Raw genomic sequence first — 20953 nt, forward strand, 5'->3', positions numbered from 1 at the left:
CTCAGCCGCCCAGGCCGCGCGCGGAGCTGTAGAGGTCGAGCACCCAGCAGCCCACCGGGACCACCGCCAGCACCACGACCACCTCCAGGATCTCGGCGTACCTGCCCAGGAACGGTCCGGCCGCCCGCCTGCTGCGGACCAGGCCGACGGCGAGCGCGGCCGCGCCGACCAGCACGGCGACCGGCCCGGCGACCAGCAGCGCGCCCAGGGCGGGCAGCGGACCGAGCGCCAGGCAGCCGAGCCCGACCAGGCCCGCCGTCAGCAGCGCCGCGCGCTGCCACAGGACCGGGTACAGGCGGGCGCGGAGAAGGAACCCCACCGCCAGCAGGGCCACGAACACCGTCGCCGCCGTCCCGCCCCGGATGGTCAACAGCACTTGGCAGGCAGCGCTGACCACGCCGACGGCGACCACGATCCCGGTGAGCATGGCGTCGGCGCGCACCACAGCGGCGTGCACCGCGTCCCTCGGCGGCTGCGGGGTGTCGCGCACCAGGTCCGCCGTGGTCCTCGGGAGCACCGGCATGGGCACCCGGCTCAACCGGATCGCCGCGGAGGCGGCCATCGGCGAGAACGCCAGCAGCAGCCCGGCCACGACCGCGGCCGCGTCATGCGCGGCCAACGCGTCCGTTGTGGACAGCCAGGCGCCCGCGACCCCGAACAGGCCCGCCGTCGCGGCGGCGACGAACAGCACCGGGCAGGCGGCCACGGCGATGTGGCCCAGCACGGCGACGAGCACCACGGCGGCGCATCCGGACAGCAGGTGCGGCGCGCCCAGGTCGCCGATCGGGCTCTCCCCCGCGTACACCAGCGCGCCGCCGGCGAAGGCGTACGGCAGCGCGATCCCCGCGGGCACGGCCCCCGCCCCCGCGTCGCCCACCGCCCTGGCCAGGCACGCGCCGCCGACGAGCAGCAGCGCGGCGAGCCCGAGCGACCAGAGCGCCGCGCCCGTCCACGACGGTCCCGAGGCGAGCACAGCGCCGAGGCCGACCGCCATGAGCGCGCCGCCCGCGGCGAGTCCCGCGGCGCGGGTGTGCCGGGGCCCCCACGTCCGGCCCGCGCGGCCCGAACTCGTGGCGATGGCGTCGACCAGGTCGTCGTACTCCGGTTCCGGCCACTCGACGCGCCGCGGCACCAGGTGGAGCACCTCGCCGTCGCGCACGCCGTGCCTGCCCAGGGTGCGGCCGAGGTCGAGCGGGGTCCCGTCGCCCCGGCGCAGCGTCCAGCCGCCGTTGTCCGCGCCGCGCTCCCCGGCGTGGACGAGCAGTCCGGGCAGGATCTCGGCGATCGGCGAGGCGTCGGGCAGCGCGAGGTCGATGCTGCGGTGCGGTGCGGTGACGGTGATCCGGACCAGTCCCGTGCCAGTCATCCCGCGTCCTCACCTCCATTGTGGCTTCCCAGCCTGGGGGCGCGGTGGTGTCCGGTTCAACCACACGGCAGGTTGCTGACACGGAATCATCAAATGGGATTGATACATCAAGCTGGTTGGATGTATCTTCGGGCGATGGGAGACGACCGGGCATCCGTTCCGTTGGTGATGCGGATGGCCGCGCACCCGCTGCGCTGGGCGTTGATGAGCGAACTGGCGGGGGGCGACCGCCGCGTGCGCGAGTTGGTCGCGGCGGTCGGGGAGCCGCAGAACCTGGTCTCCTACCACTTGCGGCTGTTGCGCTCCGCCAATCTCGTGACGGCTCGGCGGAGCACGTTCGACGGCCGCGACAGCTACTACCACCTCGACCTGGCCCGGTGCGGCAGGGCGTTCACCGAGGCAGCCGGGGCGCTGCACCCGGCGCTGGCTCCCCCGGCCCCGCCCGGCCCGCTCGGCGGTTCGGTGTTGTTCCTGTGCACCGGGAACAGCGCGCGGTCGCCCATCGCCGAGGCGTTGCTGCGCCAGCGCGGCGGCGGCCGGGTCGAGGTGGCCAGCGCGGGCAGCCACCCCAAGCCCGCCCTGCACCCGAACACCGTGCGCGTCATGCGGGAGCGCTACGACATCGACCTCGGCGGCAAGACCACGACCGCCGTGGCGAGCCTCGCCGACCGCCGGTTCGACTACGTGATCACGTTGTGCGACAAGGTGCGCGAGGTCCCACGCGACCACGGGTCCGCCACGACCGTCCACTGGAGCCTGCCCGACCCGACCGCGGCGGGCTCGTCCGACGACGCGGGCTACGCGGAGTTCTGCCGCGTGGCAGAGGAGATCGAGACCCGCAACCAGTTCCTGTTGGCCCTGCTCACCACCGGGAGTGCCGAGAATGCCCGCCACGACTGAGACAGCGAGCGTGCGCTACATAGTCGACGATGTCGCCGCCGCCGTCGACTTCTACCGCCGCCACCTCGGGTTCGCCGTCGACTTCGACGCCGCGCCCGTCTTCGCCGCCGTCACCCGGGGTCCGCTGCGCCTGCTGCTGGCCGGACCGGGCAGCTCGGCGGGCCGCCCGATGTCCGACGGCGCGGTGCCCGAGCCCGGCGGCTGGAACCGCATCCACCTCATCGTCGAGGACATCGCCGCCGAGGTCGCGCGGCTGCGGGCGGCCGGTGTCCCCTTCCGCAACGACATCGTCACCGGCCCCGGCGGGCAGCAGGTCCTGCTGCGGGACCCGGCGGGCAACCTCGTCGAGCTGTTCCAGCCCGCCGGGCGCTGATGCCCGAATTGTCCGCCGGTTACGCCTCCCCGGATCGGGTACTCGACCGGAGACCCGATTCGACACCTTCCGGAGGCAATGGTGGATCCACACTCGACGGGACAGGCGCCGCCGCATGCTCGGCAGGGTGAGCAGGGGGGCATGCGGGAACAGGCGAAGGCCACCGCGGACCAGGCGAAGACGTCGGCGTCCGAGGTGGCGGGCACCGCTCAGGAGCAGGTCAAGCACGTGGCGTCGGAGGCGAGCCGCCAGGTGCGGCACGTCGCGTCCGACGTGCGGGACCGGCTCGGCCAGGAGGCCCAGGAGCAGAGCGGCCGAGCCGCCGACATGCTGGCCAAGTGGGCCGACGAGCTCGGCGAGATGGCGGGGTCGGGCGACACGCCCGCGCGGGCGGTCGCGCGGCAGCTGTCGGACAAGGGCCACGAGTTCGCCGACCAGCTGCGCCAGGGCGGGCCGGACGACCTGCTCGACCAGGTGCGCGGCTTCGCCCGCAGGCGGCCGGGCGCGTTCCTGCTCGGATCGGCGGCCGCGGGCTTCCTCATCGGCAGGATCGGCAAGGGCCTGGCGGGCTCGGGCGAGTCCACCCCCGACGTCGAGGAGCGCGTCGAGCGGCAGCCGTCGGCGGAGAGCGTCAACCCCGCGTACGGCCGCATTCCCGACCAGCCGGGTCCCGTCCCGACGATGCCCGCGCACCAGACGGCCGACCCGAGCCGAGGACCGGTGCGCCGATGACGCATTCCACTCGACCGCGCACTGAGGAACCGTCGCTGGGCGAACTCGTCAGCGAGATCACCGACGACCTCGGCAGGCTGTTGCGCCAGGAGGTCGCGCTGGCCCGCGCCGAGCTCAAAGGGGAGGCCGCCAAGGCGGGCAAGGCCGCCGGGATGCTCGGCGGGGCGGGCTTCGCGGGCGGCATGGTCGCCCTGCTGCTCAGCCTCGCCGCCGCGTACGGGCTGGGCAACGTGATGGACCTCGGCTGGGCCACGCTGCTGGTCGCGGCCGTGTGGGCCGTGATCGGCGCGGTGCTGTACTTCCGCGGCCGCGCGGCCATGCGCTCGGTGTCCCCCAAACCGGAGCAGACTCTGCAGACCCTCAAGGAGGACGCGCAATGGGCACGACACCCGACCACATAAGCGCTGACATCCGGCGCACGCGCGCGGAACTCAGCCACAACTTCGACCGGCTCGTCGACAAGACCAGCCCCAAGCGCATCGCCCACCGACAGGGCGACAAGGCGCGCCGGGGCCTCGGCCGGTTCCGAGAGCGGGTGATGGGCACGATGGACGACGCGAAGCACTCGATGTCCGACGGCGCGGGCACCGTGCGCGAACAGGCCCACCACGCGGCCGAGGCCGCGCGCGAGGCCCCGCAGAGGGTGCGGGCGGAGACGCAGGGCAGCCCCCTGGCGGCGGGCCTCATCGCCTTCGGCGCGGGCCTGCTGACCGCGGGCCTGCTCCCGGCCACCGACGAGGAACGCAAGGCCGCGCGGCAGGTCCGGGACAAGGTGCAGGACAGCGACCAGCTGGAGTCGTTGAAGCAGCAGGCCACCGAGACGGCCAAGGGCATCGGCGCCGACGTCGGCGAAACGGCCAAACACGCCGCCCACAACGTCCAGGAGACGACGGCGGCCGCCGCCCGCGAGGTCGGCGACAAGGCCCGCGACGAGGGCGGCCGCACCGCCGACCAGGCGAAGAGCGGCCGCTGACCCGAACCCCGGCGAACGGCCGTGACCGCGACCGCCGTAAGCGGCAGCTGGCACCCGGGACTGCGAGCCCTCAAGTGGCACAGCAGGCTCCCGCGACCGGGAGCACCCAGGTGGCATAGGCGGCTCCCGCCACCCTGGAGCACCCAGGTCTCCCGCCACACGGGAGCCCCTAGGTGGCGAGCCGCCGCCCTGTGGCGGTCGCGGTCGCGCCGTCGACGGCCGACCGGCCCGGTACCGCGAACCAGCCGTACCGCCCCGACCGCCGAGGTCGGCGGCGGGCCGGAGGCCGACCGCGGTTGGCGAACGGCCCCGCGACCGCGGCCATCCACGTGCGCATGGCCCCCGCGAAGTCGACCGGCAGGTGGCGAGCGGCTCCCGCGAGGCCAACCATCCACGAGCGGCCCCGCAAACCGACCATCCGCAAGCAGCCCCGCGAGACCGACCACCCAGGTGGCGAGCGGCCCCCGCGGGGCCGACTATCCAAGTGGCAAGCAACCCGCGAGGGCGAGCACCCGGTGGCGAGCGGCCCCCTCGGCCGCTCGCCACTCCCCTGCCCCCAACCCGAAAGGTCCCCCATGACCGAGTTCGACCCGGCCCGCACCCCGGACGAGGCCCAGGACAGCAGCGCCCTGCCACCCGTCGAGGTCTCCCCCGAGGATCCCGAGGCCGACGCCGTCGAACAGGCCCAGCCCGCGCAGGACGAACGTCCGGAGGAGCCTCCGCGCGAACTCCCCTCCGACGCCAACCCCGCCGACGCCCTCGACCAACACCGCACCGCGGCCGCGGACGAAGAGGACTACCGCTAGCCCCCGCACACCGCCGGAGCGACAACCGGCTATCGCGGCGGCGCGCCGGGATAGCCGGTTGTCGGCATGCGTGGTTCGCTGCCGTCCTCCCGCTGCCTCCGTGCAGTGGTCCCGTCAGGCGGCTAGTTGAAGCAGCGGCCGTTGCATGGGGCGAGCCAGAGGTCGCCGCAGCCGGAGCTGGTGCGCTCGCAGTCGCCCTGGATGGCGATGCAGGAGGTCTCGTTGCTGCACCAGTCGTCCCAGAGGTTGCAGGCGCACTTCGGGGCCAGGAGGGACTGGGGGTCGTCCGGGCCCAGGGCGGCCAGCAGGCGGAAGGCGTCGGCGTGGCCGAACTCGGCAATCGCCCGCTCCTTGATGCCCAGCAGGGCGTCGCGGACCTCGGGGGACGCCGGGAGCCGGAACGTCGACTCGGTCGCGGCGATCTTCCGGACGGCGGCGACGATGTCGGCCTGCTCCCGCGTCAGGCCGCCGCGAGCGCGCGCCCACTTGTCGATGTGCTCGACCCACATGGCGCTGCGGACGGCGGCGGGCAGTTCGGCGAAGATCGCGCGGCGGTAGGTCACGGTGTGCCGCACCATCTCGGCGTACGTCTGCGGGAGGCGGGAGCGGTTCGCGGCCGCCCACGCCTTCGCGGCGTCGGCCTCGGACGCGCCGAACGCGGGCGTCCGGCCCGCCGCCAGGATCGCCGCCGCGGCGACAGCGCCCGCGCCCAACCGCAGGAACTGCTTGCGCCCCATGCCCTCCGTCGCGCCGCCCGCCGCCTCCCGGGCCTCGCCGATGGCCTGGAGCACCCGGACCGTCGAGCGGACTCCGAGCCAGCGCACCAGCGGCAGCGCCATCGCCGGTCCCGTCCACGCCCGCACCCGCTCGCCGCGCACCCGCAACAGCGTCGGCGCCCATCGGGGATTCGGCCCCAACGCCTCCGTGCGCCACCGCACCACGTCCGGGTCGGTCAGCGCGAGCACTTCGAGTTTGCCCTCACACGCGCGGCGCACCACGTCGGACAGTTCGCGGCATTTCCCGCAGGACGCGTCGAACGCCAGAATCCACCGCTGATCAGTCATTGGTTACAACCTCCCCAGGTCCCCCAGGCACTTCGACAGTAGCCACGGCTCGGGTTCACGCCCCAGCACCCAACCGGGTGACTCGTTCCTATCACCCAGCAGTGTTTCGGTACTGCGTCACCCGGTCGGGTGCTGGGTGCGCGCGGCCCGCGCTGGTTACTGTCGGCACGACTGGGGAGGTCTTTTCCGATGATTCAGCAACGATGGGTCCTGGCCTTCGACGCTGCCTGCGCCACGTGCAGGCAGCTGTCCGACGCGGTGGCGCGCGCGTGCGACGGCAAACTCGAGATCCTTCCGCTCAGCCACCCCGAGGTGGTCGCGTGGCGGTCCGAGGACGCGCCGTGGGCGCCCACGCTGGTGCGCGTGCGGGGCGATCAGGTGCGCGTCTGGACAGGTCCGGGGATGGCGCTGCCGCTGGTGCGCTGGCTCGGATTCCGCTCGACGGTCCGGGTGCTCCAGGCGCTGGGCGAGCTTCGTCGCTCCGAAAGCGACAGTTCCGACGGCATGGGGCGCAAGCAGTTCCTGCGACTCGGCGCGGGCACGGCCGTCGCCGCCGCGATCCTGGTCGGCGGCCGGGTTCCCGCCTTCGGCGACACGGACGCGGTCCAGACGTGGATGCGGGCCAACCGGGACCGGCTGCCCCGGACGTACGGGGAGATCGTCAAGCACCCCACTGCGTACCGGCGCGCGATCCTCGCCGAACTGCCCGCGAGCACCCGCAGCGCGGTCTGGGTCGAGCACATCGACAAGTGGGTGCTGGACCAGCCCGGGCTGACGCGCGCGCAGGCGGACGCGGTCGCCGCGTTCCGGAAGATCGCGGCGACCGAGTCCACGTTCGCGGGCCCGGTCACCGCGTCCGTCCACGGCGCCCTGACGCGGGCCAGGGAGTCGGCCGTCGCGGCGTTCGGGCAGGAGAAGGCGTTCCAGCTCATGGCCGAGCTCGGCCCGGCCGACGAGGCCACCGTGCAGGACAACTGCACCTGCAACACGATCGACAACTGGTGCGTCAACCCGCCCTACTGCAGGCGCGACGGGTGCACGGTCCTGTCATCGGGCTGCGGCGCCCTGTACATCTACGCCTGCACCGGGCGCTGCTACTACTGACGGATCGAGGTAGCGGTTGACGGTGCGCCGCAACTGGTCCGCGTGGGCGTAGATGTCCTCGACGGTGTCGATGGGAACGCGGGTCTCGGCCTTGTTCTCGTCGAACACGCCCAGGTACTTCCTCGACCGGTTGAACCACAGCCGGGCGATGGGCTTGCGGTTGTTGTCGTCCAGCAGGACCCCGCAGTAGGTCTTGGCGTCCCGCGCCACGACCCGTGCCGCGGGGACCTCGCTGCACACGATGGCCCGGATGACCCGGTAGCCCTCCAGTTCCTCCTCGGTCGTCTGGATGTCCCCTTCCGACCGGGCGGACGGCTCGGCGGCCTGGTCCACTTCGGCCTCCACCGGATCGCTGGAGACGCTGACGTAGGACCCGGGGCCGCCGAGCGCGTTCTTGAGCCGGTCGTTGACCTGCTCGTTGAGGAACTGCCGGGACGCCTTGGCCACCAATGGGATGAACTGGTCCCGCACCTTCTGCGTGAAGGACCCGTCGTACACCCGGCTGGTGAGGAAGCGCACCCAGTCGTCCTCGGGCTCCTTGAACTGCGCCCCCAACACCCGCTTGAGCTGCCCGATGTACTTCAGCTCCCCGGCCGCGCTGATCACGGAGTCCAGGTCGAAGGACTCCTTGGTCAGCTTGGCCAACTCCGGCAGCAACGTGTCGTCGATGTCGGCGAAGTCCAGCACCAGGAAGGGCTTCGCATCCATCCGGTTCGGCGCGTCGAGATCGGTGTAGAACTGGTACACCTGCCCGTTCGTCAGGATCGCGATACGCGCGTTGGTGACCGCGAAGTACCGGAACAACTGCGACGCGTGCTCGATCCGCAGCGGGTCGTTGACCTTCTTCGCCTCGACCAGCACCTGCACCTAGCCGTCGTGGACCAGGGCGTAGTCGATTTTGTCGCCCCTCTTGGTCCCGGCGTCCGCGGTGACCTTCGGGCCAACGAGGGCATCATGAACGCGTTCTTCGCCGCGACGGAGGCGTTGTCACCGAAGTCGAGCACAACTCGTCACGGCCCTACGAGGCGACCGGTTCGGTTGTGTCGACCAGGTTGAAGACCGTGTGGGGGTCGTGGCCGGTGAACAGGAGGGAGATGACGATGGCGGCCATGGCCTCCAGGTGGTGGGCCTGTTCAAGTCCGCCGATGTGCAACGGCGTGCAGCCCAGGTCGGTGATCAGGGTGTGGGTCAGGGTTCGGGTGGTGGGGTCGTCGCCGCAATAGGGGACGACCAGCGGGCGGTGGTCGAAGCGGGGTGGGGTCATCTCCCAGACCCGGGTGTGGCAGAGGTTGAAGGCCTTGACGACGTGTCCGCCGGTGGCCTGCTCGATGTCCTCCGCCATCGCCCGGCCCGGGGTGGTTGTCAGGGTGAAGCGGTCCGTCTCCACCGGGTTGTTGCAGTCGATGATCGGCTTGCCGCGGAGCGCGTCGCCGATCTGGGTGAGGGTGTAGGGCATTCCCTGGTACAGCACCGCGATCAGGGCGACGTCGGCGAACGACGCCACCTCGCGGAACGTTCCCGCCCGGCCGCCCAGCTTGCGGGCCAGCGCTTCCGCCTTGTCCCGGGTACGCCCGGCGACCATCAGCTCGTGGCCTGCCGCCGCCCACCGGGTGCCGAGCGCGTCGGCCATGGAGCCCGCGCCGAGAAGTCCGATTCGCATGGGGACAACGCTAGGCAGGCGTGGGGAACCACCGGGTTCCCCACGGCGCTCACGCCAGGTCGTCCGCGTGGTCCTCGGCCCACCTGGCCAGCACGGACACCGGCCCGAGCAGGCTCTCGCCGAGCCCGGTCAGCCGGTACTCGACCCCGGCGGGCGCGGTCGCCAGCACCCGCCGCTCGACGAGCCGGTTGCGCTCCAATTTGCGGAGTGTCTGGGTGAGCATCTTCTTGCTGATCCCGCCGATCCGGTCGTGCAGGTCGCTGTAGCGCTGCGGACCCGTGCCCAGCCCGAACACGACCACGACCGACCACGTGTCGGCGACCAGGTCCAGTGTGGTGCGCGCGGGGCAGTCCGCGAGGAAGACGTCGTTTGCGCTCACCCCGCCAGCATCCCACCCCGCGAGGCGAGGGCGGTGAAGGCCGCCTTGGGCTCCCACTGCCCGTCCTCCCGGACCCGGACGATCCCCGGACTGGCGAGGTCCAGGTCATCCCGGGGATCACCGTCCGGCCGGTGCGGGAAGCTCGTGAGCGCGAAGAGGAACACGAACGCGCTGTCCACCCCGCCCTCGTCGAAGATCTCCAGCAGTTCCCGCAGATACGCGGCCTGCCCTTCCTCGTCGCGGACGTACTCGCCGTCGAGTCGGACGGGCACGCCCGCGTCGTCGTACTCGAGGATCTCCATGCACCGCCCGCCCCGCTCCCCCGCGCCGCGGTAGGCGGCGGTTCCGAACTCGGTGATCGCCACCGGCTTCCCCTGCGCGACGAGCGCGCGTACCCCGTCGGCGAACTGGTCGGCCACCTCTGCCGACCGGTACAGGTCCACGCCGATGATGTCGAACGGCGTCCAGTCGACGCGCTCCAGCGGGATCGCCGCATAGGTGATCCGCCCGCCGAACCGAGCGCGCACGAGCGCCGCCGCCTCGGCGAGGAACGCGTTGACCTTGGCGGACACCTCGCCGACCAGCCCGGGCAGCCGCTCCGGATCGTCGAGCAGCGACCGCAGCCGCTCCGCCTGGGTCGCGCCGGGCAGGAACCCCTTGTTCATCAGGCTCATCTCCGCGCCGACCACGAACACGACCTCGGCGCCGCGTTCCCGGAGCCGTTCGGCCCGCTCGGCGCAGTCGGCGAACAGCGACAGCATCTCGTCGGCCGCCAGTTCGAGCGGGTAGGGCGAGAACCAGACCTCCAGGCCGAGTTCGGCCGCGAACGCCGCCGCCACCTCCAGCCGTTCCGGGTCGCCGCCGATCACCCGCACGGCGTCGCAGCCGAGGTCGTCGCGGATGACGGTCAGCTCGCGCCTCACCTGCTCCGGGTCGAAGTGCTCAAGCGAGTTCGTGCCACCGCTGATGAAGCCGGTGTCGTAGCTGATGCCCACAGCTCGCATGGTCTTGTCCTCTCTCGGTCGGGCCACCCACGCTAGAGGCAAAACTTGCGCGCACGCAAGTTTGCGTGCGCGCACTTCGTCTGCGATGCTCCGACCGTGACAGAACGACCGAACGGCTTGCGGGAGCAGAAGAAGGAGGCCACCCGCAAGGCGCTGCGCGAGGCGGCGCTGCGGCTGGCCATCGAGCGCGAGCCGGACAACGTGCGCGTCGACGACATCGCCCAGGCAGCGGGTGTCTCGCCGCGGACCTACAACAACTACTTCCCCAGCCGCGAGCACGCGATCGTCGCCGCCGTCACCGCCGACCGGGAGTCCCGCGTCGCCGCGGCGGTGCGCGCCCGCCCCGACGCCCGCCTCGCCGACGCCGTGGCCGACGCGATCGTCGACGCCTACACCGACCCGGGCGAGCACGGCCGGGAGGCGCTGCTGCTGATCACCACCCACCCGGCCCTGCGCCAGACCTACGCCGAGACCACGTCCAGCGCGCTCGAGGGCCCCCTCGCCACCGCACTCGCCGAACGCGTCCACGCCGACCCGCAGACCGCCCGCGTGCTCGCCGCCAGCGTGGCCGCCGCCGTCCGGATCGCGATCGAGGAGTGGGCACGGCCATCCGGCGCTCTCGTCGTGCCCGCTGGCCCCCTCCCCGACCTGCTCCGCGCCGCCCTCGCCCCACTCACGCCAGCCCTTAACGCGGCCGAGAGCCGTGCAGCGGGCGACTGATCAGCCGACGATCTCCGGCAGCGCGGCGACCGACGGCAGCAGGTGCGTGTGGAACTCCCGACCGAGAGCGACGACGTCCTGCGCCCCGGTGAGCACGCCCGCGACGACCGCCGCCCCGGCGTTGCGGCCCGCGCGCAGATCGAGGACGGTGTCGCCCGCGGTGGCCACGGCCGAGACCGAGTGGACGCCGGTCGCCTCCATCGCGCGGAAGACCATGTAGGGCGCGGGCCTGCCCGCTGCCACGTCGTCGACGGTGACCAGGGCGTCCACCGTCCCGCCGACCGTCCACTCCAGACGCGTGAGGATGTCCTCGGCGACCTCCCTGGAGAAGCCCGTGGTCAGGGCCACCCGGACGCCCGACGACCGCAGCGCGGCGATGGCTTCCGACACCCCAGGCAGGGCGGTCGGCGGTGACGCGGCATACGCGGCGGCCAGCCGCGCGCCGAAGTCGGCGAACACGGGGTCGGGGTCGACGGACGAGCCCGCGAGCAGGCCTGCGACCGCCTCGCGCTTGCCCGCGCCCATCCAGCGGCGCAGCAGCGCCGGGTCCACGGGCGCGCCGAGCGCGGCGGACACGGCTGCGGAGAGGGCGCGGTAGACGGCGCCGCCCTCGTCGACCGTGGTGCCCGCCATGTCGAGGGCGACCAACTCGATCACGATGACTCCTTGAGCAGGCCCGGGCTCGCGGTCCGGACGTTGGTGATGGTGAAGGTGACCAGGTCCGGGCGGTACCGGTCGTCCCCGTACTCGACGGGGTTGCCCGAGGAGTCGCAGGCGCGGCGGCGCTCGCGCAGCAGCGGCGCGCCCGGTGGGACGTCGAGCAGGCGGGCGTCGACCGCGTCCGCGCCGACGGCGTCGATGGTGTGGCGGGCGGCGTGCAGGTCGACGCCTCGGGCGAGCAGGCTGTCGTAGATGGACCCGGCGTCGGTGTCCACATCGAACAGCAGGCGGCCGACCGGTTCGATGAAGCTGCCGCGCTCCAGCATCGCGGGGACGCCGTCGAGCAGGCGCAGGCGCAGCACCTCCACCACCGGCGCGCCCTCATCGATACCGAGCGCGTCGGCCGCGGCCGGGCCCGCGCCGCGGCGGGCGATCTCGATGGTGCGCTGCCCCGGCTCCCGGCCGAGCTGCTGCGCCCAGCGGGTGAACGACAGGAACGTCTCGAACGGCTGGGCCACCGCCGTCTCCCGCACGACCGGCGGCTTGCCCTGCCCGCCGCCGATCAGGCCCTCGTGCCGCAGCGCGGACAGGGCCTGCCGGACGGTTCCCCGGGAGGCGCCGAACTCGGCGCACAGCTGGGCCTCCGACGGCAGCGCGGACCCGACCGGGAGGACGCCGCGGGCGATGCGCCTGCGCAGTTCGTCGGCCAGTCTGACGTGCAGGGGTGCGGTCACGCACTTGACCATACGAGAGCCACCCCGACGCCTGTCAACACCGAGCGACATGCGCCACTAGCTGGGTAAACACCGGGAAAACTTGTCCGTACAAGTCCGGCTGGCGTCTTGTGATCACGGCGGTCGGGGCCGCACGGTTGCCGCCGTGAAACCCACCCTGGTGATCGTCGGCGCGGGCATCGTCGGCCTCGCGCACGCCGTCGACGGCGTGCGGCGCGGCATGCGGGTCGTCGTGCTCGACCGCGACGAGCGGGCCGTCGGCGCGTCCGTCCGCAACTTCGGGCACATCTGCGTCACCGCGCAGGACGGGCCCGCGCTCGACCTCGCGCTCGCCGCCCGGCGGACGTGGCTCCGGTTGGCGGGCGAGGCCGGGTTCCGGCTCGCCGAGTCCGGCACCCTCGTCCTGGCCCGCGCCGACGACGAGCTCGCCGTGCTGGCCGAGTTCGCGGGCAGGCGCGGCGAGGACCAGGTCCGGCTGCTGCGGCGCGACGAGCTCGCGTTCCCCCTGCTCGCCGACGACGTGCTCGGCGGGGCGCTGCTGCCGCTGGACCTGCGGGTCGATCCGCGGGAGGCCGTGCGGGCGATCGCCGCGTGGCTGGCCGCGCGGGGCGTGCAGTTCCGGTGGCGGACAGCGGTGACCGGCGTCGAACCCGGAGTGGTGCGGACGACCCGCGGCGCGCTCGGGGCCGACGCCGTGATCGTCGCCGTGGGCCACGACGTCGACCGGCTGCTGCCCGACCTCGCCGACGAGGCCGGGGTGCGGCGCTGCCGGTTGCGCATGTTCGAGGTGGCCGCACCGAACGGCGCGACGGTCGGACCCGCTGTCCTCTCCGGACTGTCCATGGTGCGGTACGCGGGCCTGGCGGGCACGCCGTCGGCCGCGCACGTGCGCGACCGGATCAGCCGTGAGCGGCCCGAGCTGCTCGACGTCGGCATGAACCTGATGCTCACCCAGCGCCCCGGCGGCGAGCTCGTCGTCGGCGACACCCACCACTACGCCACCACCCTCGACCCGTTCCTCGACGAGGACACCGACGCCCTGGTGCTGCGCGAGGCCGCCCGCCTGCTCGGTGTCCGCTCGCTGGCAGTGCGCCGCCGCTGGAGCGGCGTCTACGCCTCCGCCCCGACCGACTTCCTCGTCGCCGCCCCGCACCCGGCGACCCGGGTGGTGGCCGTGACCTCCGGGATCGGCATGACCACCGCGTTCGGCCTCGCCCCCACCGTGCTCGACGACCTCGCTGGAGATCACCGATGAAGCGCACCGCGATCCTCATCGCCGCACTGCTGGCGCTGACCGCCTGCGGCGGCACCGACCCGGCCGCGGACAGCCCGACCTGCCCCAACGGCGAGATCCGCTTCGGCATCGAGCCGTACGAGGACCCCGCCAAGCTGACGCCCGCGTACGGGGTCCTGACCGGCGCGCTGCAGCGCGAGCTGAACTGCCCGGTCCGCCTGCAGGTCGTCCACGACTACTCGGCCGAGGTGCTGGCCATGCAGAACGGCAAGCTCGAACTCGCCCAGTTCGGTCCGCTGGGCTACGTCTTCGCCAGCGAGCGCGCGCAGGCCGAGCCGCTGGTCTCCTTCGGCGACGCGAACGGCAGGCTCACCAGCTACCAGGCCGGGATCTGGGTGCCCGTCGACTCCCCCGTCAAGTCCCTGGCCGATCTGCGCGGCAGGTCCCTCGCGCTGTCCGAGCCCGGCTCGACCTCCGGCGACGCCCTGCCCCGGTACGCGCTGAGCAAGGCCGGGCTCGGCAGGGACGAGGTGAAGATCGACTATGCAGGTGGTCATCCGGAGGCCGTGCTCGCGCTGATCAACGGCAAGGTGGACGCCGCGGAGATCAACACCCAGCAGCTGGCCACCGCGTCCGCGGCGGGGACCTTCGACCCGGCGGGCTTCCGGCAGGTGTGGGCGTCCGACCCGATCCCCAACGACCCGATCACGGTGGCGGGCGCGCTGGACCCGGCGTTCAAGACGGCGGTCAGGGACGCGCTGCTGCGGCTGACCCCGCAGGAGATCGCCCAGGTCGGCGCGCTGCTCGACGTGGACCCGCCAGGCCCCATGGTTGCCGTCGACAGGGCCACCTACCAGCCGTTGTTCGACCTCGCCGCCGAACTCGGCCTGACCGAGGGCGACGTCTGATGGCCGCGTTGCGGGTGCGCGGGCTGACCAAGTCCTTCGGCGGGCGGCGCGTGCTGGCGGGCGTCGACCTCGACGTGGCCGCCGGGGAACTGGTGGCCCTCCTCGGCGCGAACGGATCGGGCAAGTCGACCGCGCTGCGGTGCGTGGTCGGGCTGACCGCACCGGACTCCGGGGAGATCACCGGCGAGCAGGCGGCGATGATCTTCCAGCAGATCCACCTGGTGCGCCGCCGCAGCGTGCTGGACAACGTCTGCGCGGGCGGCCTGGCCGGGCTGCCGCCGTCGCGGTCCCTGGTGCCCGCGCTGTTCCCGAGGTCGCTGCGCGAGCGTGCGATGGCCTGCCTCGACCGGGTGGGGATGGCCGACCGGGCCCGAGACCGCGCGGGCAGCCTGTCCGGTGGGCAACAGCAGCGGGTGGCCATCGCCAGGGCCCTCTGCCAGGGCGCCCCGGTCCTCCTCGCCGACGAACCGGTGTCCGCACTGGACCCGGCGGCGGCCACCCTGGTGATGACCCTCCTGTCCGAACTCGCCCACACCGACGGCCTGGCAGTGGCCGCAGTCCTCCACCAACCCACCCTGGCCCGCCACCACGCCGACCGGGTCGTGGGGCTCTTGCACGGCCGGATCACGTTGTCCGCCAACGCGGCCGAGGTAACCGAAGACGCCCTCGCGGCCCTGTACGCCCCGGACCGGGTGGCGGCGTGAACACCACCCCAGCACGCGCCGGGCGATGGCCGACGGTGGGCGGGACGGCCGGTGAGGTCGGGTCGGCCGAGGGACGCCGACGACTGGCCCGACGGCCCGACGGCGACGACCAGTGGTCGAAGCCGAGGTCGACTCGGCGGAAGGCGCCGACGGTTGTTGCAGTGAGACCAGCGGCGGGTGCAGTGAGGCCTGCGGTGGGCGCGGCCAGGCCAGCCGTGGACGCGGCCGGACCAGCGGCGCGTGCGGCCGGGCCAGCCGTGGACGCAGCCGAGCCAGCCATGCGTGCGACCGGACCCGCCGTGCGCGCAGCCGAGCCAGCCATGCGTGCGACCGGACCCACCGTGCGCGCAGCCGAGCCAGCCATGCGTGCGACCGGACCCACCGTGCGCGCAGCCGAGCCAGCCATGCGTGCGACCGGACCCGCCGTGCGCGCAGCCGAGCCAGCCATGCGTGCGACCGGACCCACCGTGCGCGCAGCCGAGCCAGCCATGCGTGCGACCGGACCCACCGTGCGCGCAGCCGAGCCAGCCATGCGTGCGACCGGACCCGCCGTGCGCGCAGCCGAGCCAGCCATGCGTGCGACCGGACCCGCCGTGCGCGCAGCCGAGCCAGCCATGCGTGCGGTCAGACCAGCGGTGGGTGCGGTGGTGGGTGGAAGGCCGGTGCCGAAGGCGGTTGGCCGGAGGCATCCATGGCCCACGTCCACCACGTCCACCCAGGACGCACACGGCCGCTCCGGCGTCGGCACCGGGCTTTCCCGTCCGTCACCGCTCGTTCTGTGTCAGCCGTTCACCCCATTCCCTTGCACCGGAAGTTGAGATGAGTAGGTCTGCTCCCCCGCGCCATCGCACTTGGCCGATTGTGTCGTTGATCGTTGTGGGGCTGGTCGCGGCGCATGTGCTCGCGTGGCGGGACACCGAGTTCTCGCCCGGGGCGCTGATCGACGGGTGGGAGGGGATGGCCCGGTTCGTCGGGGAGGCGCTGCCGCCGGACCTCTCGTGGTCGGCGGTGGTGCTGCCGGGGCTGCAGGCGTGCCTGACGACGCTGGCGATCGGGCTGCTCGGGACGACCCTGTCCATCCCGGCGGCGTTGTTGTTCGCGGTGTTGGGGGCGCGGACGCCGAGCCGGGGCAGGGTGGTGTACCAGGGGGCGCGGTCGGTGATGTCGTTCCTGCGCGCGGTGCCCGACGTCGTGTTCGCGTTGGTCTTCGTCACCGCCGTCGGGCTCGGGCCGTTCGCCGGGGTGCTTGCGTTGATCTGCCACAACGTCGGGGTGATGGGGAAGCTGTGGGCGGAGGCGCTGGAGGAGGCCGACACCGGGCCCGCCGACGCGCTGCGGGTCGCGGGGGCGCGCGAGTGGCAGGTGGTCGCGCATGCCGTGCTGCCGTCGGTCGTGCCCACCCTCGTGGGGCTGCTGCTCTACCGCTTCGACGTCAATGTGCGCTCGTCGCTCGTCCTGGGACTCGTCGGCGCGGGCGGGATCGGGTTTCTGATCAACCAGTCGATCCAGTTGTTCGCCTTCGACGAGATGGTCACCTACATCCTCATGGTCCTGGCCCTGATCGTCGCCGTCGACCTGCTCAGCGCCCACATCCGTCGCCGTCTGGCCGAGTGAGGCCCGGAAGGCGAAACGCCGGGTGGATCACAGTGGTGGCCGGGCCTGTAACGGGCACCGAGGATGGGTCGACGCCACGGGCATGAAGTTCGCTCATGTTGCGGCGGTTGTGGCGGTCGGGGTTCTGGTCACCGGGTGTGGTCCGGCGGTGACGGGGTCGGCCAGTTCGACCGGGGTGGGGAGCACGGCGCCGACCACGACGACGACCACGCGGAAGACGGTGCCGTCGATCACGATCAAGACCAAGGCCGTGACGACGACCGAGAAGGCGGCCGGGCTGCCGCCCGCGACGGTCGACGAGAGTCTGCCGTCGCAGTACTGCGAGGCCACCTTCGAAGGCGCGCTCGGCAAGCCGATGCACGCCGTGGTGGTGGAGACCCCCGGCGGTGTGCTCGGCTGCGAGGAGGCGGCGGCGGTCCTGTTCGACTACTACGTGGAGCGGCCCGAGCCGGAGTTCGGGCTGGAGCCGGTCCACATCGGGCCGTTGGCGTGCAACCAGGCCGACGAGGGGCAGCTGCCGCAGGTGATCTGCGCCGACGCCGACAACCTCATCTACTCGATGTGGCCGCAGACCTGACCGTCGCGCCGTCCATCAGGCCGATCATCCCCGACACCAGGCGCATCTGGTCGACCGTGCGGATGTCGGCCTCGACCAGCCGGGGCGAGCAGACCAGCAGCGCGACGGCCTGCGCGCGGGAGAGCGCGACGTTGATGCGGTTGCGGGAAAGCAGGAAGTCCAACCCGCGCGGCAGGTCGATCGCCGACGACGACGTCATGGTGGCGATGACGACCGGCGCCTCCTGCCCCTGGAAGCGGTCGACCGTGCCGACCCGCACCCCGGGGAATCCCGCCCGCGCGAGCTCGCGGGCGACCACGCGGGTCTGCAGGTTGTACGGCGCGACCACCATGATGTCCTCGTCCACCAGGGGCCGGACCTCGTCGTGGTCGCGCCAGGCGCGGCCGTGGAGGGTCGTGACGATCTCCACGATCGCCGCGGCCTCCTCCGGCGAGCTGGTCGTGTTGCCCACGTGGTCCACCTCAACCAGGTGCAGTCCCGGCTCCACGCCGTCGATGCCGCGCTCGGCGGCGCTCGGATGGGCGTGCAGGCGGTTGGCGTAGGACAGCCGGGAGACGGGCGCGCAGACGGCCGGGTGCATGCGCCGGGTCTGGTCGAGGAAGTAGCCCAGGTCCGCCGGGATGATGTCGGCGTCGCCGATCAGGTGCCCGAGCGCGGACGCGTCGGCGCCCGGCGGATGGGTGCCCTGCACGACCTGCGGGAGCTGCTGCGGGTCCCCGAGGAGCACCAGGTTGCGGGCGCATGTGGATACCGCGAGCGCGTCGGCCAGGGAGAACTGGCCCGCCTCGTCGATGATCAGCACGTCGACGGGGTCGGCGCGCATGGCGGTGCTGGTGAACTGCCACGCCGTCCCGCCGACGAGGTGTCCGTCCCGCTGATCGGCCCGCCAGCGGGCGAGCGCGGCGTTGTCCTTCGGCTGGTCCCACCGCGCGTCCTGCTCGGGCGCGCCGCGCGGACGCTTGGCGCACGGGATGCCCGGCGCGGCGGACAGGGCCGCCGACAGCACGTTCTCGACGGCCTTGTGGCTGTTGGACGTCACGCCGACCGTGCGGCCCTCGGCCACCAGGTGGGCGATCAGCTTGCCCGCGAGGTAGGTCTTGCCCGCGCCCGGCGGTCCCTGCACGGCCAGGGTCGAGCCGTCGAGGGCGTCGACCGCGCGGATCACCGTGGCGACGAGGTCGGGGCCGGGCTCGGGGAGCGCGGCGCCGCCGCGCAGCCGGGGCGGGACGCGGCGCAGCAGGTCGATCCCGGGGTGCGCGGGCAGCCGGGGCAGGCTCTCGACGACCAGCTCGGCGAGGTCGGCGACGGCCTCGTCCTTCGGCGCGGGCCGGACCGGCTCGCCCGGCAGGACCGCCTGCGGCCGCGCGTCGGTCGTGTCGGAGGGGCGGCAGCTCTCCAGCAGCTCGATGCGCTCGGCGGACGCCTCGGTCACCTGCGCCGCGCGGCCGGTCGGTCCATACCGGACCCGGACCTTGTCGCCGCGGGCGAAGGGGTGCGGGCGGTCGGGGTCGCAGCGCAGCGTCAGCCGCCGCTTCGCCAGCCCGTTGCGGCGGGTCGGCTGTTCCCACTCCCCCGCGTCCACGTGCACGGGCACGGCGCAGGTCGTGTCCGCCTCCAGGTCGCCCAGCGGTGCGGCGAGCTGCCGGAAGTACTCCCACCACGCCGGGTTCGTCTCCCGGCGGTGATAGCCGACCAGCGCGGCCAGCAGTGCGCGGGCCCGCTCGTCGGGGCCGAAGTCGGCCGGGTCCGGCGGCAGGCCGTCGCCCAGGGCCGTCACCAGCGCCGCGACCCGGGCGGCGCGGTCGGCCTGCTTGCGCTTGCGCTCCTCGTCGCCGTCCTCCGGCTCCGGCTCCGGGACGCGCGTCTCGATGCCGTGCTCGGCGCGCACGGAGTGCAGGAACTCGAACAGCTTCTGGGTGGAGACGCAGTCGTACTCGTTGTAGTCGGCGATGCCGCGCAGGACCTCGTCGGCGCTGTCGATCTCGCCGTCGCCCAGGTGCGCGAGGTACTGCTCGTAGGCCTCGATGCTCGACGCCGCGGTCTTCACCTCGCCCTCCCGCGCGGTGGGCATGTAGAGCGGTTCGAGCGCCTTGATCGAGTACGACCGCTGGGAGACCCGCAGCGCCTTCCGCACCACGGCGTAGAGGTCGACCAACGCATTGCGGCGCAGCAGCTCGTCCACCGCCTCCTCCCGCGTACCGTGCAGCGCCGCCAGCCGCTTGAGGGCCGACGACTCGTAGGGCGCGTAGTGGTAGACGTGCGCGTCCGGGTGCTCGGCCAGGCGCGCGACCGCGAGGTCGACGAACCGCTCGAAGGCCACCCGCTCCTCGGCCCGGCTGTGCGCCCAGAACGGCACGAACTCGCCGTCGGCGACGACGCCGAAGAGGTATTCGAGCCCCGCGCCGCCCGCGACGTAGGGGTCGCCCTCCATGTCGAAGAACAGGTCGCCCGGGCTGGGCGGCGGGAGCTCGGCCAGCGCGTCGGGGTCGGCGATCTCGTAGTCGACCTCGCCGGTGGCGTCCTGGCGGACCTGGATGGCGGCCTGCGCGCGCAGGGCGGTGAACGAGGCGGCGGAGAGCGTGCTCGGCCGGTCGGCCGCGGTGGCGAGGGCGTCGATGGTGGCGATGCCCGCCGTGATCAGCTTGCGCCGCTGGTCGCCGCGGATGCCCGCGACCAGCGCGAGGTCGCGGTCGGCCTCGCGGCCCGCCGCGCAGTGCTCGGCGAAGCGGCAGCCGGAGCAGGCCGGGCGCTCGTCGCCCCACAGCCGCTCCGGCAGCCGGGGCGGGCGGTGGACGAGCCGGTCGCGGAGGCGGTGCAGCAGCGGGCGGAAGTCGTCGACGCGCAGGGTGACCTGGCTGCCGTCGCCGAGCAGGAGGTGCATGTTCGGGCCAGCTGGCCAGCCCGCCGTGGCCAGCGCGTCGGCGTAGGCGGCGAGCTGGATCACCGCCGACGGGCGCGCGTGCCGGGCGAGCTTGGTGTCGTACACCTCGTAGCGGCCGTCGGCGTCGCGCATCAGGAAGTCGGCGCGCCCGCTGAACGCCGCGTCGTGGAAGACCGCCTGGTAGACGACGGGCGCGTGCGCGCGCAGGGCCTCGGCGGTCTCGGCCGCCGCGGCCACGGGGTCGGGGTCGCCGATGTGGATGACGGTGCGCTGCCTGCCGACCCGGGCGAGGGTGGCGTGCTCGTGGGCGCGACCGTGCTTGACGGTGATCCTGTCCGGTCCCGCCCCGGGCCGGGGCGCGCCCGGGAGCCCGGCGGCGTGGGCCTGCGCCAGGAGGCTGCGGTGCTCGCATTCGAGCAGGTCGGCGAGGTCCGACGGAGTGTGCATCGCCGGGCAGTCTCCCACCGGCTGGCCGCTCGGCGGCTCCGACACGCGGGTGCTGCCAAGTGGATCATGGAAGGGCTTGACGCCGCTCGGTTGCGATACCGTCGCTTGACGTC

22 protein-coding genes and 1 pseudogene are annotated in these 20953 nt (G+C 73.3%); 13 read left to right on the plus strand and 10 right to left on the minus strand.

All coding sequences use genetic code 11. The annotated features are described in order from the left end of the window. Nucleotide 1: 1 nt before the first annotated feature. Complete coding sequence (gene eccD, locus Actkin_RS16945) at nucleotides 2–1366, minus strand: type VII secretion integral membrane protein EccD (protein ID WP_258903359.1); 1365 nt, start codon at nucleotides 1364–1366, stop codon at nucleotides 2–4. A gap of 135 nt (nucleotides 1367–1501) precedes the next feature. On the opposite strand from eccD, the gene Actkin_RS32615 reads away from it, so the two are divergent. The 6 genes from Actkin_RS32615 (at nucleotide 1502) to Actkin_RS16980 (ending at nucleotide 5150) form a co-directional block, all read left to right on the plus strand. Further along, nucleotides 1502–2266: an arsenate reductase/protein-tyrosine-phosphatase family protein gene (locus Actkin_RS32615; RefSeq protein WP_309569064.1), complete on the plus strand. Its 765-nt coding sequence runs from the start codon at nucleotides 1502–1504 to the stop codon at nucleotides 2264–2266. Next, nucleotides 2250–2639, plus strand: coding sequence for a VOC family protein (locus Actkin_RS16960; RefSeq protein ID WP_258903360.1), 390 nt, complete (start codon nucleotides 2250–2252; stop codon nucleotides 2637–2639). The genes Actkin_RS32615 and Actkin_RS16960 overlap by 17 nt, the downstream gene beginning before the upstream one ends. A 141-nt stretch (nucleotides 2640–2780) precedes the next feature. Then, entirely contained in the window at nucleotides 2781–3371 is a 591-nt protein-coding gene (locus Actkin_RS16965) for a hypothetical protein (RefSeq protein ID WP_258903361.1), read from the plus strand. Further along, nucleotides 3368–3772: a phage holin family protein gene (locus Actkin_RS16970; protein WP_189210523.1), complete on the plus strand. Its 405-nt coding sequence runs from the start codon at nucleotides 3368–3370 to the stop codon at nucleotides 3770–3772. The genes Actkin_RS16965 and Actkin_RS16970 overlap by 4 nt, the downstream gene beginning before the upstream one ends. Further along, on the plus strand, nucleotides 3748–4344 hold the full coding sequence (locus Actkin_RS16975) for a DUF3618 domain-containing protein (protein WP_258903362.1): 597 nt from the start codon (nucleotides 3748–3750) through the stop codon (nucleotides 4342–4344). The genes Actkin_RS16970 and Actkin_RS16975 overlap by 25 nt, the downstream gene beginning before the upstream one ends. 575 nt (nucleotides 4345–4919) lie before the next feature. Then, nucleotides 4920–5150: a hypothetical protein gene (locus Actkin_RS16980; RefSeq protein WP_189210525.1), complete on the plus strand. Its 231-nt coding sequence runs from the start codon at nucleotides 4920–4922 to the stop codon at nucleotides 5148–5150. A 122-nt stretch (nucleotides 5151–5272) separates the two neighbouring features. Here Actkin_RS16980 and Actkin_RS16985 read toward each other — a convergent pair whose 3' ends face one another. Further along, the gene (locus Actkin_RS16985; RefSeq protein ID WP_258903363.1) at nucleotides 5273–6214 is read right to left on the minus strand and encodes a bacteriocin fulvocin C-related protein; all 942 of its coding nucleotides are present in this window, start codon (nucleotides 6212–6214) and stop codon (nucleotides 5273–5275) included. A 189-nt stretch (nucleotides 6215–6403) separates the two neighbouring features. Here Actkin_RS16985 and Actkin_RS16990 point away from each other — a divergent pair, with 189 nt between their 5' ends. Continuing rightward, nucleotides 6404–7318 carry a bacteriocin fulvocin C-related protein gene (locus Actkin_RS16990; RefSeq protein WP_258903364.1) on the plus strand — a complete coding sequence of 305 codons (915 nt, stop codon included), beginning with the start codon at nucleotides 6404–6406 and terminating at the stop codon, nucleotides 7316–7318. On the opposite strand, the pseudogene Actkin_RS16995 reads toward Actkin_RS16990, so the two are convergent. From Actkin_RS16995 to Actkin_RS17010, 4 genes and pseudogenes are all read right to left on the minus strand, one after another. Then, nucleotides 7262–8269, minus strand: a pseudogene (locus tag Actkin_RS16995) (type I restriction endonuclease); the annotation flags it as partial. The gene Actkin_RS16990 and the pseudogene Actkin_RS16995 sit on opposite strands and share 57 nt — an antisense overlap. 67 nt (nucleotides 8270–8336) lie before the next feature. Further along, nucleotides 8337–8978 carry an NADPH-dependent F420 reductase gene (locus Actkin_RS17000; protein ID WP_258903366.1) on the minus strand — a complete coding sequence of 214 codons (642 nt, stop codon included), beginning with the start codon at nucleotides 8976–8978 and terminating at the stop codon, nucleotides 8337–8339. 49 nt (nucleotides 8979–9027) lie between these two features. Then, a complete protein-coding gene (locus Actkin_RS17005) occupies nucleotides 9028–9357 on the minus strand; it encodes a winged helix-turn-helix transcriptional regulator (RefSeq protein ID WP_258903367.1) in 330 nt (109 codons plus the stop codon). Then, complete coding sequence (locus tag Actkin_RS17010) at nucleotides 9354–10361, minus strand: glycoside hydrolase family 113 protein (protein ID WP_258903368.1); 1008 nt, start codon at nucleotides 10359–10361, stop codon at nucleotides 9354–9356. Before Actkin_RS17010 ends, Actkin_RS17005 begins: the two co-directional genes overlap by 4 nt. Nucleotides 10362–10457: 96 nt before the next feature. On the opposite strand from Actkin_RS17010, the gene Actkin_RS17015 reads away from it, so the two are divergent. Continuing rightward, complete coding sequence (locus Actkin_RS17015) at nucleotides 10458–11081, plus strand: TetR/AcrR family transcriptional regulator (RefSeq protein WP_258903369.1); 624 nt, start codon at nucleotides 10458–10460, stop codon at nucleotides 11079–11081. Here the strand turns inward: Actkin_RS17015 and Actkin_RS17020 are convergent, their stop codons facing one another. Then, the gene (locus tag Actkin_RS17020; protein WP_258903370.1) at nucleotides 11082–11738 is read right to left on the minus strand and encodes a phosphonatase-like hydrolase; all 657 of its coding nucleotides are present in this window, start codon (nucleotides 11736–11738) and stop codon (nucleotides 11082–11084) included. Further along, complete coding sequence (locus tag Actkin_RS17025; protein WP_258903371.1) at nucleotides 11735–12475, minus strand: GntR family transcriptional regulator; 741 nt, start codon at nucleotides 12473–12475, stop codon at nucleotides 11735–11737. The genes Actkin_RS17020 and Actkin_RS17025 overlap by 4 nt, the downstream gene beginning before the upstream one ends. Before the next feature lie 145 nt (nucleotides 12476–12620). Between Actkin_RS17025 and Actkin_RS17030 the strand changes: the two genes are divergently transcribed. From Actkin_RS17030 to phnE, 4 genes are all read left to right on the plus strand, one after another. Further along, nucleotides 12621–13730: a TIGR03364 family FAD-dependent oxidoreductase gene (locus tag Actkin_RS17030; protein ID WP_258903372.1), complete on the plus strand. Its 1110-nt coding sequence runs from the start codon at nucleotides 12621–12623 to the stop codon at nucleotides 13728–13730. Continuing rightward, on the plus strand, nucleotides 13727–14617 hold the full coding sequence (locus Actkin_RS17035) for a phosphate/phosphite/phosphonate ABC transporter substrate-binding protein (protein ID WP_258903373.1): 891 nt from the start codon (nucleotides 13727–13729) through the stop codon (nucleotides 14615–14617). Before Actkin_RS17030 ends, Actkin_RS17035 begins: the two co-directional genes overlap by 4 nt. Further along, a complete protein-coding gene (locus tag Actkin_RS17040) occupies nucleotides 14617–15321 on the plus strand; it encodes a phosphonate ABC transporter ATP-binding protein (RefSeq protein WP_258903374.1) in 705 nt (234 codons plus the stop codon). Before Actkin_RS17035 ends, Actkin_RS17040 begins: the two co-directional genes overlap by 1 nt. 861 nt (nucleotides 15322–16182) lie before the next feature. Further along, nucleotides 16183–16935 carry a phosphonate ABC transporter, permease protein PhnE gene (gene phnE, locus Actkin_RS17045; protein ID WP_258903375.1) on the plus strand — a complete coding sequence of 251 codons (753 nt, stop codon included), beginning with the start codon at nucleotides 16183–16185 and terminating at the stop codon, nucleotides 16933–16935. A 93-nt stretch (nucleotides 16936–17028) separates the two neighbouring features. On the opposite strand, the gene Actkin_RS17050 is transcribed toward phnE, so the two are convergent. Further along, nucleotides 17029–17169, minus strand: coding sequence for a hypothetical protein (locus tag Actkin_RS17050; RefSeq protein ID WP_258903376.1), 141 nt, complete (start codon nucleotides 17167–17169; stop codon nucleotides 17029–17031). A 16-nt stretch (nucleotides 17170–17185) separates the two neighbouring features. Here Actkin_RS17050 and Actkin_RS17055 point away from each other — a divergent pair, with 16 nt between their 5' ends. Further along, nucleotides 17186–17512 carry a hypothetical protein gene (locus Actkin_RS17055; RefSeq protein WP_258903377.1) on the plus strand — a complete coding sequence of 109 codons (327 nt, stop codon included), beginning with the start codon at nucleotides 17186–17188 and terminating at the stop codon, nucleotides 17510–17512. Here the strand turns inward: Actkin_RS17055 and Actkin_RS17060 are convergent. Further along, a complete protein-coding gene (locus tag Actkin_RS17060) occupies nucleotides 17484–20840 on the minus strand; it encodes a TM0106 family RecB-like putative nuclease (RefSeq protein ID WP_258903378.1) in 3357 nt (1118 codons plus the stop codon). The genes Actkin_RS17055 and Actkin_RS17060 overlap by 29 nt on opposite strands. Between the last annotated feature and the right edge of the window lie 113 nt (nucleotides 20841–20953).

The organism is Actinokineospora sp. UTMC 2448 (assembly GCF_024760565.1).
Taxonomy (GTDB): domain Bacteria; phylum Actinomycetota; class Actinomycetes; order Mycobacteriales; family Pseudonocardiaceae; genus Actinokineospora; species Actinokineospora fastidiosa.